The following is a 15,554-nucleotide window of genomic DNA, read 5'->3' on the forward strand; positions in this document are numbered from 1 at the left end:
CGATAATCCCCGGTCCCTATATAAGGCCTGCGAACCGACCCCCTCAACGAGTGTGTGTACCACCCTCGTCTGTAGACATACGGAGACGATCACAGCAGTGATATAAGTATGTTCGAACGGTCTAGCCCGGCACATAGATGGCTGACCGACTAATGAAAGTCAACGCGTACACGACGCTCGACCTCGTCGATGCTGTCGCAAAAGGACACGACTTCGAAATGGAAGCGTTCGCTGTCGTGAACGCAACAGCAGCAAAGAAGAATCCTGATTCTGTTGAGTTGCAGTTCGAACTCGACAACATGACCGAGGAACATCTCCCCGCGCACATGGAAACGATTCAGTTAACTCCCGCGCAGGCGCGCGCGATCGCAACAGATCTCGAGAAACACGCGAAACGGGTCGAGGAAGCAAGCGGGGACGACGAAGAGACGGCTTGAGCGCCATCAACAGCTGAACGAGTTCGTCTGCCGAGTCGGCAGTAGCTAGGACAGTTGGGCGGCAACGTCGGTCGAAGAGACCATCCCAATGTAGTCGTCGCCGTCAGTAACTGGAAGGTGTTTGATACCGAAATTGGTCATCATCGCAGCAACCTGCTGGAGGTAGAGATCTGGTGGGACAGTCTCGACTGACTTCGTCATCACGTCAGACACCAAGAGGTCAGCTGGTGCATGTCCATCAGCGGCAGCAGCGACGATATCAGTACTCGTGATGATAGATGCCGGATCAGTCGAGACAACGAGCGCACTGATCTCACGATCAGTCATCAGTGTCGCAGCTTCCTCGAGTGTTGCATCTTTAGAGATCATCTCTAACGGTGTCGACATCACGTCGTCCACAGTTTTGTTCGTGGTAGTCACGCATGCCTATACGAAAGCCATAGTGATGTTTTTTCCGAATGGAACAGCTCGGTCGGACTATCCTCTCGACGCCACCCTATTTTTGCTTGTATGGTAAGAAAAATTGCCAATATACCGGGCATAGTGACCAATCAGTCAATTTTGTCCCAGTGTTGAATATATTGAGTAATAACAGATGGGGAGGATGAACTTCAACAGGCGTGGCGTGTCTCTCACCTACTCACTACTGTCCGTGACCGTGGCGACCAGGCATCCGATTGACCTTGCCGTCGTCAAACGAGGTTTCATCGTCGATGGGGCACACGTAATCGGCCCAGACCACTCTCGAGGTTCACCCAATGTGGGGTGACTTACCTGCTGTTTGACAGCGATAACATCTTCCACGCCCTGAAAGGGGCAGCTTCCCACAAGCAAAGGTTTGCTGATTGGTAGTACAAGTGCATACCCGCACTTTCAGCGTACCGAACGCACAGGTCATTATCACGATAATCATTAGAGAGAGTATATCCTCTGAGACGGGGACAAAGACTCGGATCGCTAGAAACAGCGTACACCTCACCCGGTCACGCCTTCTACGTCGTTTACGGACGCCGACGCGTCGAGAAAACGGAACTCTTCAAGAGGTGCCAGCGACGGATGTAAAGGGCGGGTGAGGTGAGAACCCGTAAGCATCGGGTACAGCTCTCAATGCGTGTCGCTACTGTGGAGCGAAGTTCGACGATTATCAAGACATGTGTCCATGGCGTGATCGGGTCGAACCAGCCACAGACAGCTTCGCGAATTTGCGGCCGCCAGAAGTAACACGACGTAGTATACCCGATCTCAGAGGATGACTTGCTCCCCGTCTTCGGGAACGTGGACGTTCTCCGTCTCCGACCGCAACTCGTCGCGTGTGAGGAGACAATGGTTGATCGCCTCCATGTGGACGACAACGACCGTGGCGTCGGTGGCATCGCGGACAGCGGCGATATCATCGACTCCCATTGTGATGGGATCGCCGTGATTGAATCGTGCCTGGCCGCCGTTGAGGACGATCATATCGGGCTCAAACTGGTCGAGCGTGCGTTCGACCTCGTCGTACCAGATCGTGTCGCCGGCGAGATACAGCATCTCATTGCCTTCAAAAACGAATCCGTAAACAGGGCCCATCTCCTCCGCTAACTGTCCATGCCCGTGGCGTCCGGGTTTCCGATGGATGGTGATGTCATCGAACTCGGCTTTGTCGTCGACGGATCGCACGTCGGTGAAGCCCTCGTCGGTGAAGGCATCCACCTCCTCAGGCTGGCAGAACAACGGGATATCCGCTTCGAGTGCTTCTTTGGCTGCTTCGTCGAAGTGGTCCGGATGACGGTGGGTGACGACCACGGCATCGTAGAACAGTTCGATGTCAGGCATGGAGACGAGTGGGTTCTTGCGGTCGTTCGGCGTATCCGGGATCGGCGGCAACTCACCTCGAGACGCGAATAGTGGATCAACGAGGAATGTCGTCTCGTCGAGAGTCACGAGGACGGTGGCGTTCCGGACGAGACGAACGGCGGTGTCGGAATGTGTCGACATACAAGAAGGCTTTCGAGGAGCGGTGGGTTAGGGTTTGCTTCGAAATACCGGGATGGTTTCCACGAGAGGGGCGTTCTTCAGTTAGTGCGCACGGAATTTCTATAAATGGTCCTCGAAAAAGACAGTGAGACCCGGCTACTGACGAGATCCGGCTCACTGGGGATGCTCAACCGCTCATCTCCTCGAGGCGGGGCTTCCTGTAGAACTCCGCGACCTCACGGTCGACGTCCTCGAGGGTGATTACGTGGTCGTCCTCGTTGAGGTCGTCGTAGTCCTCAACGTAGGAAACGGCGTCCTCACGGTTGCTGAAGGCGAGGGGGCTCCCCATCGGCATCGGGAAGTCCTGACGGTCCCTGTCCTGTTCGTAGACGAAGTACGCCTCGGTGGCGTCGATGAGTTCGCCACTCAGGAAACACGTCGCCCAAACGCCGGCAATCTCCTCATCGGAGTCGCCACTGGTGAATTTTTCGGGGGCGAAATAGTAGGCCGTCAGGCAGCCTTTCGAACACAGATACTCCCGGTGGCCGTCCTCGTGGACGACCTGTGCGTTCCAGTCAGGGTACTCCGCGGCGACCATACTGCAGACCGCACACTCCCCTTCGTCCTCGTCTTCGGGAAAGTCGACGGGTTCGGAGAGGGTCAGCTCGTCGCCGTTGGCCTCGTCACCGTTCCCGTTGTCGTCACCATCGTCGATCCCTTCGGTGTCGTCGTCATCGTCGTCGCCGAGACAACCAGCGAGCCCGGCCGCTGCACCGATACCAATCGTTCCGAGTACCCAGCGTCTGTCGACTGCGCGTTCCTCAGATGTCATACACTGTCCAGTATCCACCGATGCGGTAAATCGAATATGGTCCACACGTCGAACGGTTTAGATGAACAAACCACAACTAGTTCACCACACTTGTGAAAATATGATGGTTTTGTCGCATCTCGAGTTGATAAAGCCACCGAGGGATGTTGTTCGAACAGGGCTGGTGCTGTGAAAGCGTAGCGGGCAAGGGTGATACTGACGCAGTACCCGACTCTGTTCCCAGTCGTCAGTCGCGAGCCCCGTAAGCTACCACGCCCTGAGAGGCGTGACATTCAGCGCGGACTCCCGTTCTAACCCGAGAAGAGGGGACAAATACTCGCCGTTCACGTTCAACATCCTGCTCAGTCGCGTGAGACAGCCACGTCAGGCGAGCCCTATCGCGACGACGAACAGTCCGATCAGGCAGAACAGCATCCCGAACGGTATCAACGTGATACCCTTGAACAGGAGTTTCCATTGGGTCCGCTTTCTCGTATCGTTGGAAATGAACAGCCCGTCACAACTTTCGACCACAAATTCGACGTCCGCCTGTGGTGCTGGCGTCGTCGCTCTTCCCCTGACGTAAACCGTGTCACCAACCTCGATCCATCCCTCCCGATACCGCCGCATTCCGGCGATGTTCTTCACCCCACCAACGCCGTCAGGAAGTTCATCCCGGTCTATCCCCTCGACGAGCTCCGATGAGAACGACATCCGGGCGCCTTCAGGGTCGACGTAGGCCGTCGCCGTCCCGTCGTCCAGCACGAACGGGCGTCGATCCTCGCCCTCATCGATCATGTACCAGCTGTCGCCGCTGTACCGTTCAATCAGGTACTCGTAGGCGACACACGACTCCTCCTCGAGTGGCGACTCGAGGACGTCCCCGTCGACCGCCTGGACAGTTCCCTCGACCGCGACAGTGTCTCCGCCGCCACCGATCGTCGCGTCGGCAATCGTCACGAGCTCGTTCCCGCGGACGCCAATCCATTTCCGAAGCGCTGAGACGCCGACACCGGCCGCAACAGAACCCAGCGAGAAGAATGTCAACCCACCGAGAATTGTGGCCATCGTCATATCGGCAACACATACGGCAAAGTTATAATATTATTTTGTGAAGGTGGTCTGTTCAGAAGAAACTTCAAGGCTTGATGGAACAGGCTGAGCACCTCGGAGATCGGCTCTGAGACTCTACACTCGGTGCGAGGGGTGGGTGCCCAACCTGTCTTGATACACTCGGTGCGAGGGGTAGGCGATCAACCTGCCTTAATTACACTCAGTGCGAGGGGTGGGCTGTTTCTCGATGTGAGTGTCCAGATTCGGACGCTACACAACTTCCTGAAGAATCGTCTCCAACTCATCTTCTGGCTCGGAGGCCTGAAAGATCGCGATTTCCCGATGGGCTTGTTCCTCGAGTGAGGCAGTCTCCGAAGCGGGGTCTTGGACCACCAAGAGCTCGTTCCACCCGGAGCCAAAGTACTCGCTATCGTCGCGACCGAAGACAAAATCCTCGTTGACTCGCAAGAAGGCGAGGTACTCGAGTGTCTCCTTGATTCCTCGTCGAATCGTGTCCTCGTTCGTGCTGTTTTTGACCTCGACGATCGGATACTCGTGTTCGCCGTCGTCTTCCGAGATGATCTTGAGGACGATGACGTCGGGGTGACCCGTATGGTTCTGGTAGTCGTTGTCGAAGTAGTTTCTCACAATCCCCTATGCGACGAGTTGGACTTGGTCTGTTCTCGAGAGGGTGTCTGTATCTTCATCCAGAACAGCGACGAAAGAGACTATCGTGTGAGCAATAGGGTGATGATGTACGCACACCCCCTCGTCGTCCTCACGATCAGCGAACAATGGACAATCTCCTTCCGTGGCGGGTACGTTCTCCTGATTTCCCCATACTCGAAGGATACCGTGTTCAATCGGTGAGTTGTAGATCTCTTACATTCGAGGGTTCCCGTCACTAGGACACGCCCGCTGGGGAAGAATTAGGTCGGCTCCAATACAGTCCCATACATGAACGATCGATTCACAGGTTCGAGTCGGCCCGAACGGCTCGGCGTCGCGCTTGTAACCGGCGCGGCTTCCGGTATCGGTCGCGAGTTGAGCCGGCAGTTTGCCCGAAATGGCCACGATGTGATCGCTGTCGATCTCGACGAGGCAGGCCTAGCCACTCTCGAGCGCGATCTCGCATCCGAACCCGGGACCGTCGTGGCAACTGTCGCACTCGACCTGACTGATCCGGACGCGCCCGCCCGCATCGCTGACCGGGTGGCGGAGACGGGTCGCGTGGTCGACACGCTGGTCAACAATGCTGGCGTCCCCGTCTACGGACCCTTCACCGAGACCGACTGGGCCGACGAACGCGCGATGATCCGAGTCAACGTCGAGGCACTGACGGCGCTGACCGACCACTTCCTCGAGGGGATGTGCGAGCGTGGCCGTGGACGGATCCTCAACGTCGCATCAATGGCAGGGGTCGTCCCGACGCCGACGGCAGCCGTCTACGGTGCAACGAAGGCGTACGTTCGCTCGTTCTCGCTGGCGCTGGCCGAGGAACTCTCCGAGGAGGTAATCACAGTGACGGCACTCTGTCCCGGCGAGACGGACACGGCGTTCATGCGACGCGGCGGGATGGAACGCTCGGCGGTCGCCCGCGGCGACCTGCTCGACCCCGAACTCGTGGCCAAGGCTGGATACGAAGGTGCGATGGCCGGGAAACGGATCGTCGTTCCCGGCCGGCGGGACCGGCTTCGCTATCACCTCTCGCGGCTGCTTCCTCGTCGCCTCGCCGCCAAAATCACCCGGCGGCTGTGGTCGGGTTCCCAGTGACAACATCACAGGCCGAGTGTCAGCAGTCCGATCAACACATCAATCAGGTGGACGTAATGTATTTGGAGGTACTGTCTAGATGTGTCCTGAAATCTTGAGGCCGGATCGGTCGGGCTGAAATCCTATGGTGGGATTTCTGTGACTTCAGGCGCTGGAGGAGGTGCAGTGACTTTCAATGGCCATGATAATATTCGTAGAAATAATCTCGAAGTAGAAGTAACGTGAACACCCGAGTCGAGACGACACGACGCTGGGTTTCGCCCCCTCCCCCCACTTTTCACGAGAGTTAGAAACAGAAGATTAGAACAGAAATAATGTCTGGGATTCTTTTAGATACTGTGTCTGACGAGTGCTGGATTGAGAACGCTGTGGGATCTGTTCCTGCAAGTTCTGAGACAAAAACAGGAAGCTCCGTCCTCAACAAGCGAGGACCGAGTAGGCCCGAGCGCGGTAGGGCGGAGTGGTTCACCGTACTACCCACAGGCGTCAGCAGTGGGTGCGAGCCATGCTACTCGAGTGTGGACACACCCGAGTTCACACAGGAGAAGCGGTCATTCGTTTTCAAACACGGCAGTGTTGTCCTCGGCTAATTCGCTTGTTTCGATATGCGAGTACATTTCACTCGTCGTCTGGGGATCAGCGTGTCGAAGCGTCCGCTGGGCCTGCTCGTGGCTCACCTCACGATACAGGAGTTCACCGACACCACGACGCCCACCGTGGAGCGTGAGATACTCGCCGTCCTCGAGCGCTAACCCGGGGACGGCCGCCTGCCTGCTCAGTCGCTTCAGCACGGATCGACCACCCTCAGTCGTGATCGAAGGCGGCGTAACACCATACTCGAGCGCGATTTTCCAGTGATGGTGCTGTACAACCAGCCGATCGCGTTCAGCGGCGCCAAGCGCCGTCCGAATCCGTCTCGAGAGTGTCGGGACGTGCATCGAAGGGAAGACTGGCCACGCATCGCTCGGCGGGTCGTAGGCCTCACGCCAGCGCTCGAGCGGCGCAACGACCTGGCCCGGAAGCTGGGCCGGCTCACGGTTCTGGTTTTTACCGAGGATCCAGCAGACACCCGCCTCGAGGTCGACGTCGCTCCACTGCAGTCCAGTTCGGCGCGAGTCGGCCGGATCCTTCAGGATCTCACCCCCACGGACGCCCGAAAAGGCGATCATCGCGACGAGTGCACGATCTCGAAGGCGCTTGTGCAAGATCGGTTTCGGGGCGACGGGATCCTGGTAGGCGCTGGCAGCACGCTGTTGGACGTATTCTAAGATTGCCTGTCGCTGTTCGGGCTGCCAGAACTGCCGTTCGTACTCGCCACTCGAGGGACGGTCGGGCATGCTATCTCGAGCCTGTGCTTTCTCGGCTGGGTTGTCGGCGATGTAGCCCCATTTGACTGCCCACGACAGGAACGCCGAGACGTAATCGTAGTACGTCCAGGCCGTCGTCTCGGTGATTCCACCGTCAACGTCGTTGGATTTTCCGGCCTCGATACGCCGAGCGAGATGACTCGCATAGCCGGCCATCGTTCGATCGGTAACGGCGCCGATCGTTTCGACGTCACGGCGCTCACAGAACCCGATCCAGTCAGTGACAACCCGCTCGAAATTCTGGCGATAGTTCGGCGACAGTGTCCCCTTATTCTCGAGACACGCCATGAGAACGTCCTCGAGCGGATCTCCCTGAGAAAGTGGTCCAGAGCTGCTTGGTGCCATCAGCTACGGTGACTCAACGGAATTGGAGACAATAAGCGTGTATGTACCTATGCGTAGCGATAGCGTCCAACGGACGAGTCGTCTCGGAACCGAGTCTCGAGTCGCCCGCTCAATGGGAGCATGAAACAAAAGAACACACCAGCATGTCCGCTGTTCCTGACACGGTGGGAGCATTATGGCGAAGAACAGCGGACATCGTGGTGTGTTGGGAGAGATGAGACAGCGGTAATTTGTTCTCGAGTTGGACCAGTCATCGATAGAGAGAACAAGCGCGTGTAGCCTCGAGAAGTGCTTTGGTCCGGAAAGAGCTTGAAGAGGAACCAAGACAAAAGAACAAGCGGAATCACCGGGAGTTCGAGAAGGGTATAAAAAGATCTGGACGACAACACCCTCCCCCCACTTTGTCCGCTGTTCTTACGAACAAAGGGGGGACCCCCCAAGAAACGATCTGCTTTCTAGCTAGGATTGGTTTGATCTAGTACACTAGTCTGTAGTAACTCAACTGTGAAACTGCATTACGGACTAACTCTCTGTGTGGTGTCTTAAAACCTTCCTTATCTAGAGACCTCCGTACACCCCCCACCCCACCTTTGGAGCTAGTTACTGCGGACAAAGTGGGGGGAGGGTGTTTCGAGAATTGATATAAAAGAATAGAACAGCGGACACTCCGGACATGGTGGTTTTATAAACCCTCCCGAAAAACTCTCACAGAGTGACCACGAATGGGGTTGTTCGAGCGGGATACTGAAATCTACAAAAACCGCGACGCGTTGCGGGAAGACTATCAACCGGAGCGGCTTGTCGGTCGTGACGAAGAAATCCAGATGTATCAGACCGCACTCCAGCCGGTGATCAACGGTGAGCAACCGAACAATGTTTTCCTCTACGGCAAAACTGGCGTCGGAAAGACTGCGGCGACCCGGTATCTCCTCTCTCATCTCGAGGAAGATGCGAGCCAGTACGACGATATCGATCTGCATCTCACGTTTCTCAACTGTGATGGGCTCACGTCTTCATATCAGATCGCAACACGCCTCGTCAACGAACTCCGTGAGGAAACGAATCAGATCAGCACGACTGGCTACCCACGCGCAACCGTCTACGAAATGTTGTGGGACGATCTCGACGAAATCGCCGGCACCAATCTCATCGTTCTCGACGAGGTTGACCACGTCGAGGATGACTCGATTCTCTATCAGCTTCCGCGTGCACGCGCGAACAACAATCTTTCTGCGGCGAAGATCGGGATCATTGGGATTTCGAACGATTTCTCCTTCCGCGACGACCTCTCACCAAAAGTGAAGAGTTCGCTCTGTGAACAGGAGATCCATTTCCCTGCCTACGATGCCGGCGACCTCCAGAAGATTCTCGAGCAACGTGCTGCTGTTGCGTTCCACGACGACGTCCTTGACGATGCAGTGATTCCACTCTGTGCTGCCTACGGAGCGAAAGACGCTGGCGACGCCCGACAGTCGATCGATCTCCTGATGAAAGCTGGCGATCTCGCTCGAGAAGAAGAAGAGACGACCACCGTCACAGAAGACCACGTTGAGGCAGGCCGTCACGACCTGGAACGGGGCCGTATCGAAGAGGGGATTAGCGGACTGACTCAGCATGGCCATCTCGTTTTGTACTCGTTACTGACGCTCCATCTTCAGAACGAGACTCCGATTCGGTCTCGAGATGTTCGACCGCGGTACACGAGCTTTGCCCAGCGAGCTGGCCGTGATCCGCTTGTCCCACGGCGGATGCGCGATCATCTCTCTGAACTCGCCATGCTCGGTCTCGTCTCGGTCACCGAACGAAACGAGGGTCGCCGGGGTGGCACCTATCGCGAGTACACACTCGATATGGATCTCGAACTCGTACTCTCTGCGTTAGATGACGTTCTTGACGACGTCGGTGTTCATGATTCTCTCCAGAATCATTTCGACGAACTCGATTCGATTAACGGGAACACGTCGCTAACCGAATTTCACTAACTCCCTTGGCTCGCTGCGAACGTGTCTTTCGATTTGACACCACGATGTCCGCTGTTCTTACCCCATGGGAACAGCGGACATGGTGGTGTTTGGGGAAGCGTTGACAAACGCTCTCAGTTGTCGTAACTCTACTGGCCAATAGCGTCATTGCCGCCTTCAACTCGTGTTCTTCGACAGTATCCGTTCTATGCTTGGATGCTGCATCTGCTGTCCGACACCTACACCAGCGTAACCAACTCGTTAAAATAAGAGGTGATGTTTACCTCTCAAAACTCGTTACAGACTGGAATCCCCATGGTATCATAATCACTCATCGCCGCGAGCTTGTCCGGCACCGCCTCGATGGCGATCGTTTCGGAGACGAGTTCCTTGGGATCGATTTTTCCGGTTTTGATCATATCGAGCATCTCGGGGTAACGGGACGGTTGTAGTCCAAGCGATCCCCGGAAGTCGATTTCTTTTGCGACGAACTCATCAGTCGGAAGCGACACCTGCCCTTCCTCTTCGGACGTGGTCAACCCGATCTGAACATGGCGACCACCTTTTCCAAGCGAGTTGACCGCGTTCTGGCACGTCGTCGCGATTCCGAGTGCGTCAACCGAGCAGTCTGCCCCTCCGTCGGTAATATCACGAACCTCCTTCGCTGGGTCGTCTACTTCCGAAGCGTTGACCGTCGTGACGGCACCGAGCTGTTCGGCTTTCTCCAACTTCTCCTCGAACAGGTCGACGCCGATGACATTCGCACCGAGGGCATTCGCGATGTGAACCGCTGACAGCCCGATACCGCCCAACCCGTGGACGACAACATCTTCGCCGTTACCCACGTTACCTCGGTGGGCCATCCCGTGGTACGACGTCATGAAGCGACAGCCAATTCCGGCAGCTGTATCCGGGTCGATTTCGTCCGGCAGCGGGACTGCGTTTATATCGGCGTTTGGGACATGGACTTCTTCTGCGAAGGCTCCTGGAGCCTCGTTCATGAAGCCAAGTCCGACGTGGTTTTCGCAGATGTTTTCGCGTCCGTTCCGACAGAGTTCGCACTTTCCACACGCGAAGTTGAATGGAATGGCGATGTGATCTCCTTCGGAGACCGTTTCGACGTCTTCGCCGACTTCTACGATGGTTCCGCAGGGCTCGTGACCCAGAATGTGTGGTGGGTCGGGTCTGTATCCGAACCAGTCCCAGTCACCTTGCCAACAGTGCCAATCACTCCGACAGACGCCACAGCCATTGACTTTCGCTACGACCCCATCCGACTCTGGTTCTGGACGCTCGACGTCCTGGACTTCCAGGGGCTCTTGGAACTCTTCTAACATTACTGCTTTCATGGTACGTCAACGCTTACCACAACCTTCTATATAGAGTTAGGGGGGGGGGGGGTAGATCGGACTCAAGTGAGCCGCCGATAGATGTCGGGTAACTCCATCCAACAGTCGTCTCTCTGCTTTCGGTAGGGGAACATTGATTTTACTGACGGCGTCGACAAATCTCAATATGATACAATAGGTGCAATAGGTACCTTACCTAACTCACCCACCTTTCCTGACTCACCTAAGCTACCTTGTTCACACGAGGTAGCTAAGCTACCTATTGTAACTACCTACAGTAGAACTAAGTGTGATTGTCTGAATATACGAACTGTCCGCTAAAACAGGCATTCACTGTACAATAGGTGCCTATTGTTGGCGGACAGAGTCACACTATGGCAGCAGAACACGAGCCACGCGCAGTAAGTGTCGTCATTCTCAAAGGCGGCGTCGGCAAATCAACGACCTCGATGAACCTCGCCCGACAGCTCGCCGAGCGGGGCAAAACGTTGTTCGCGGACCTCGATCCGAACGGTCACGCAACGAATGGTCTCGGCTTCGAGGACGCGTACCAGGGCGACGTGAACCTCGGCGATGTCATCCTCGAGGGAACGGCGACGCCGCACGATCTTATCCAGCCGACCGAGTACGAGTTCGATCTGTTGCCGTCGTCGAACACGCTCGAGGACGTCGAGAACGATCTCGCCGGTGCGATGCAAGGATCGGCCCGTGTCAAATCAAAGATCGTTGACCCGCTTCTCGGCGACGAGTACGAGTACATCGTCTTTGACTGCCCGGCATATCCAGGAATGTTGAACAACAATGCGCTGGTCGCGACGGGCAACGTCATGATTCCGATCGAACCGGGCTCGAGTGCGATCGGGGGCTACAAACGGACGATGGAACGACTCATCGAACCGGCTCGCGAATACATCGATGTCGACGTGCTTGCAGTTGTTCCGAACAAACTCTCGGACCGTATCGACCAACAGACCGAAGACCGGGAACTGCTCGAGAACCTGAACACGGCGAGCTATGAGGTCAACCCGGGCCAGCCACTCAAGGAGGCTGTGCCGGAGTTTGCCCGGATCACGGCCACCGAGTTCGAACGGATCGACGCAGGCGAGATATCCACACCGAAACCGGGAATCCGATACCGATCCTCGCTCTCGCGGTCGCTCCAAGAAAACAAGCCACTTCAGGAGTACGACCCAGAAAGCGATCAAATCGAGTGCTACGAGGAACTCGCGGCGATCGTTGCCAATGGAGGGATCGATCGATGACGAACCCCTTCGATGATCTTGGAAGCGACGATGCCGACGGTGACGAGCCGGTCGACGAACCTGCGACAGCCGATGACTCGAGTCAGTCGGAGACGACACCATCCACACAGGCACGCGATGAGAAAGCAGTGTCGACTGGCCCGGCCTTCGAATACAGCGATGTTCGCCAGAAGCCACTGTACGCCCGTGGCGAGACGTGGGATAATCTCGAGGACGAACTCGGGATCGTCGTTACGCCCGAACTCCGACGGATGGGCATTCGCGACGACGAAACTCGCGAAGTCCACGACGCGCTTTTGAAGGTCGCTCTCGAGCATATTGACGAAGTCCCAGAACAGATCCGCAAGACGCGCCGACAAGCGTAGCTTCCCGTCCTGTTTTCGTGTCGCTATTCGGCAGTTGGTCCTGGAGATAACTGGCCACGGGACGGAAATGTAGTCGGCACGGACACCACCATGTCCGTTGTTTCTGTCACTGTTGTCACTGCTCTCGATAGAACGTGGTGATGTAGAACTGCGGACATGGTGGTGTTTTCAGGGTGTCGATTTACTCTCGCTCTCGTTATGAACTCACGTGTCAGGATCCTTCGAGCTGGATGAGGATAACGCCTATAATAACGAGTAGTCCACCGACGGCCGTTACGATCGTGACCGCCTCTCCCAACACGAGCACCCCGAGTGTGACTGTGACGACCGGTTCGGCTGTGCTGATAATGCTTGCACGACTGGCTCCGATTTTCGCGATGCCAGCGAAGAAGGTGAGAACGGGTACCACTGTCGCGAAGATCGCGATCGCGAGGATGACTCCCCAAGCGGAGACGCTGCCCGGCATCGCGAGTGTGTCTGTGCTCACACCGAATGCGATAAAACTGCCGGCTGCAGCCGGTAGCACGAACGCTGTTAGTACCTCTGCGTCGGTCGTCACAAGCGCTCGCTGGCTTACGACGATGTACAGTGAGTACGCAACCGCTGCTCCAAGTACGATCGCGATCCCGCGAGGGTCGACGCCAACGGGATCTGCACCGGTGATGATTGCAACGCCGCCGATCGAGAGGCCGAGTGCGATCAACAGCCGTTTCGTAACTCGACTCGGGTTCGTGACCGCGACGATACAGACGACGAACGCTGGATAGGTGTAGAGCACGATCGCAACCATCCCGGCTGTCAGAAACTCGAGTCCGAGAAAGTAGAGTCCGCTCTGCGTGGCGTACCCAATTCCGCCAAGTGCGAGTGCAATCCCGAGCGTTCGACCGGTGAGCAATTGAAATCGCCCCCGCAGTCGGAGAACCATCCAGAGGACGACTGTTGCGAGCCCAAACCGCAACGCGAGTACCGTCGGGATCGAAACCCCTTCCTCGGCAGCGAGCATCCCGAAGATGCCGAGCGTACCGAACCCAATCGCAGAGATCAGCACGAGAACGATCCCGACCGTTTCATCGTTCATACTCTGTGACTATTTCAGATCGCAAAAAGCGCTCTGTCTTGGAGAATGTTGACTCTGTCCACAGACCGAATCAGAGAAGCACTTCGGCGCTGGATCTCGCGGGAGGTCATGATTTTGTCACTGTACTGTTTTAGCCAGGTCGATAGACAGCTGTTGTCGATTTGTTGTGGCCGTCTGTGAGGAATCAGCGCCCTGAACAGTATGTGAGAATCCAACAAACACCTTAGGAGGTCCATCTCATGCTTTCATTTGATGACTGTCGACGAGCTTAGCGACTATGGCATGGTTCAAATGGATGATGATGAGATACATGGATTTCTGTCGAGCCAGACCGTCGGGGTGCTTGGACTTTCGACAGATGACGCACCGATTATGCGTCCCCTGTCTTTTTCGTTCGATGGGGAGTCGTGTCTCTACATCCTGTATGTCCTTGGCTCCAGTAGCCGGAAAGCAGAACTGACCGATCATGCGGACATCGCTCGTTTTCTCGTCTACCGAGCGGACACACCGTTCAATTGGACGAGCGTCCTTCTTACTGGCACCATCAATGAGGTCCCAGAGGACGAACGGGACGAGATTCGGGACGACATCGAGCTGCGGTGGCGTCCGGATGTGTTCGAACGGGCCAGCGCGTCGGAGAACACCAAACTGTATCAGTTCACGATCGAAGATCAGGTTGGTCTCAAACATATCGGGCTTCCACCCGAGCTTGAACCTGACTCCAAAGAAGAGTAGCCTGGCTAGCATTTCAGCCATTTTTCTAGCTGGCTGATCAAACTCTACACCACTTCGCTATCTTCCGCGACCGTAGACGCGGTAGACCATCAGTTGGCGATTACGTGTTTGTCGCATCTGAACGGCTGCTCGAGAAGCCGCTGCTATTCTGTTCGGAGACGGCGTTCAACCATCGATTTGGTTATTTTAGGTATCTCTCCATCTCTTCGCCTGTACTCTCCTGCACCCAGTCAGCAACCCAGTGTAGTCGGCAGCTTTGAGTGTCTCGAGCGGCCGCTCTATCAGCTCAATTAACAGTATTGTTATGATCTTTTTTCTGGTGCCCGTCTCTGCTGGTTGTCACGCTTTCCGACAAGTTCGACGCTTGGTTCTGATCGGTCAGTGTCTCAACGAGCTCCGGGGTATCCTCCATCTGTGATCTGTTGGCGACCGTCTCGAGACCTGTCTCTGGTCCGTATCGACCGCGGGCGTGCACACCTCCAACGAATTCCGAGCCGGTGACGACACCAGCGACAGTTGCTTCGAAAAGACACTGACCATCCGACTCGTTGTAAAGAACAAGCGCAGTTTCATCGACCGAACCCGTCGCGAACTCTTCGCACTTGACCTGACAGCCAGTGTTACGGGCAACCCGTTTGAGGAACGTCTCTGCCCTATCGAACTGGGATGAGTTCGTACTCGTCAATCTTAATGTAATCGCTCGCGCGCACGCGAGAGGAACACAAAAAAGCTGGTAGAATCGAAATCTGTACATGTACAATTGGATCCCGTGTCGGCCCAGTGAATCCAGTATACTTCGTCTGTGGCCACTGTACTGTAAGATGGGGCGGTTTGCAGGTCGAGTCTTCGGCGACTCATTCCCATGCCGCTTCGTGTCTACTGAACTTAATTGTGTGTTCGCTCGAGAAGCCAACGTCGTCTGCTTCACTTTTGGATCGGTTCATTTCCTTGTTAGCTGAGCGGTTCGAGTACATACTGCTGCAAATGTCTATCAATTGTGGTTGGTACACACACTCGTTGGACGTTTGGTTCGTAGGCCTTATATATACACCGGGGGTTACA

At 55.9% G+C, this 15,554-nt stretch carries 14 protein-coding genes; 6 read left to right on the plus strand and 8 right to left on the minus strand.

Annotated elements, in window-relative coordinates; translation table 11 throughout:
- Positions 1 to 137 precede the first annotated feature (137 nt).
- Positions 138 to 437 (plus strand): DUF6360 family protein, encoded by a 300-nt coding sequence (locus ACERJA_RS19865; protein ID WP_373609936.1) that lies wholly within the window; start codon positions 138 to 140, stop codon positions 435 to 437.
- Between the two features lie 45 nt (positions 438 to 482).
- On the opposite strand, the gene ACERJA_RS19870 is transcribed toward ACERJA_RS19865, so the two are convergent.
- The 5 genes from ACERJA_RS19870 to ACERJA_RS19890 form a co-directional block, all read right to left on the minus strand.
- Positions 483 to 824: a CBS domain-containing protein gene (locus ACERJA_RS19870; protein WP_049889758.1), complete on the minus strand. Its 342-nt coding sequence runs from the start codon at positions 822 to 824 to the stop codon at positions 483 to 485.
- Positions 825 to 1,679: 855 nt separating this feature from the next.
- Positions 1,680 to 2,414: an MBL fold metallo-hydrolase gene (locus tag ACERJA_RS19875; RefSeq protein ID WP_373609937.1), complete on the minus strand. Its 735-nt coding sequence runs from the start codon at positions 2,412 to 2,414 to the stop codon at positions 1,680 to 1,682.
- A gap of 166 nt (positions 2,415 to 2,580) precedes the next feature.
- Positions 2,581 to 3,225, minus strand: a complete 645-nt coding sequence (locus ACERJA_RS19880; protein ID WP_373609938.1) for a nitrous oxide reductase accessory protein NosL — start codon at positions 3,223 to 3,225, stop codon at positions 2,581 to 2,583.
- Positions 3,226 to 3,588: 363 nt separating this feature from the next.
- A complete protein-coding gene (locus ACERJA_RS19885) occupies positions 3,589 to 4,278 on the minus strand; it encodes a hypothetical protein (RefSeq protein ID WP_373609939.1) in 690 nt (229 codons plus the stop codon).
- 249 nt (positions 4,279 to 4,527) lie between these two features.
- Entirely contained in the window at positions 4,528 to 4,905 is a 378-nt protein-coding gene (locus ACERJA_RS19890; RefSeq protein WP_373609940.1) for a hypothetical protein, read from the minus strand.
- A gap of 309 nt (positions 4,906 to 5,214) precedes the next feature.
- On the opposite strand from ACERJA_RS19890, the gene ACERJA_RS19895 reads away from it, so the two are divergent.
- Positions 5,215 to 6,030: an SDR family NAD(P)-dependent oxidoreductase gene (locus ACERJA_RS19895; protein WP_373609941.1), complete on the plus strand. Its 816-nt coding sequence runs from the start codon at positions 5,215 to 5,217 to the stop codon at positions 6,028 to 6,030.
- 551 nt (positions 6,031 to 6,581) lie between these two features.
- Here the strand turns inward: ACERJA_RS19895 and ACERJA_RS19900 are convergent.
- The gene (locus ACERJA_RS19900) at positions 6,582 to 7,742 is read right to left on the minus strand and encodes a tyrosine-type recombinase/integrase (protein ID WP_373609942.1); all 1,161 of its coding nucleotides are present in this window, start codon (positions 7,740 to 7,742) and stop codon (positions 6,582 to 6,584) included.
- A 722-nt stretch (positions 7,743 to 8,464) separates the two neighbouring features.
- On the opposite strand from ACERJA_RS19900, the gene ACERJA_RS19905 reads away from it, so the two are divergent.
- Positions 8,465 to 9,724: an orc1/cdc6 family replication initiation protein gene (locus ACERJA_RS19905; protein WP_373609943.1), complete on the plus strand. Its 1,260-nt coding sequence runs from the start codon at positions 8,465 to 8,467 to the stop codon at positions 9,722 to 9,724.
- 266 nt (positions 9,725 to 9,990) lie between these two features.
- On the opposite strand, the gene ACERJA_RS19910 is transcribed toward ACERJA_RS19905, so the two are convergent.
- Positions 9,991 to 11,052 carry a zinc-dependent alcohol dehydrogenase family protein gene (locus ACERJA_RS19910; protein ID WP_373609944.1) on the minus strand — a complete coding sequence of 354 codons (1,062 nt, stop codon included), beginning with the start codon at positions 11,050 to 11,052 and terminating at the stop codon, positions 9,991 to 9,993.
- Positions 11,053 to 11,426: 374 nt separating this feature from the next.
- Between ACERJA_RS19910 and ACERJA_RS19915 the strand changes: the two genes are divergently transcribed.
- Positions 11,427 to 12,314, plus strand: coding sequence for a ParA family protein (locus ACERJA_RS19915; RefSeq protein WP_373609945.1), 888 nt, complete (start codon positions 11,427 to 11,429; stop codon positions 12,312 to 12,314).
- Positions 12,311 to 12,679, plus strand: coding sequence for a hypothetical protein (locus ACERJA_RS19920; protein ID WP_373609946.1), 369 nt, complete (start codon positions 12,311 to 12,313; stop codon positions 12,677 to 12,679). The genes ACERJA_RS19915 and ACERJA_RS19920 overlap by 4 nt, the downstream gene beginning before the upstream one ends.
- A 211-nt stretch (positions 12,680 to 12,890) precedes the next feature.
- Here the strand turns inward: ACERJA_RS19920 and ACERJA_RS19925 are convergent, their stop codons facing one another.
- Positions 12,891 to 13,757 (minus strand): DMT family transporter, encoded by an 867-nt coding sequence (locus ACERJA_RS19925; protein ID WP_373609947.1) that lies wholly within the window; start codon positions 13,755 to 13,757, stop codon positions 12,891 to 12,893.
- A gap of 252 nt (positions 13,758 to 14,009) precedes the next feature.
- Here ACERJA_RS19925 and ACERJA_RS19930 point away from each other — a divergent pair, with 252 nt between their 5' ends.
- On the plus strand, positions 14,010 to 14,492 hold the full coding sequence (locus ACERJA_RS19930) for a pyridoxamine 5'-phosphate oxidase family protein (protein ID WP_373609948.1): 483 nt from the start codon (positions 14,010 to 14,012) through the stop codon (positions 14,490 to 14,492).
- Positions 14,493 to 15,554: the final 1,062 nt, after the last annotated feature.

This window comes from Natronorubrum sp. A-ect3, from assembly GCF_041821125.1.
Taxonomy (GTDB): domain Archaea; phylum Halobacteriota; class Halobacteria; order Halobacteriales; family Natrialbaceae; genus Natronorubrum; species Natronorubrum bangense.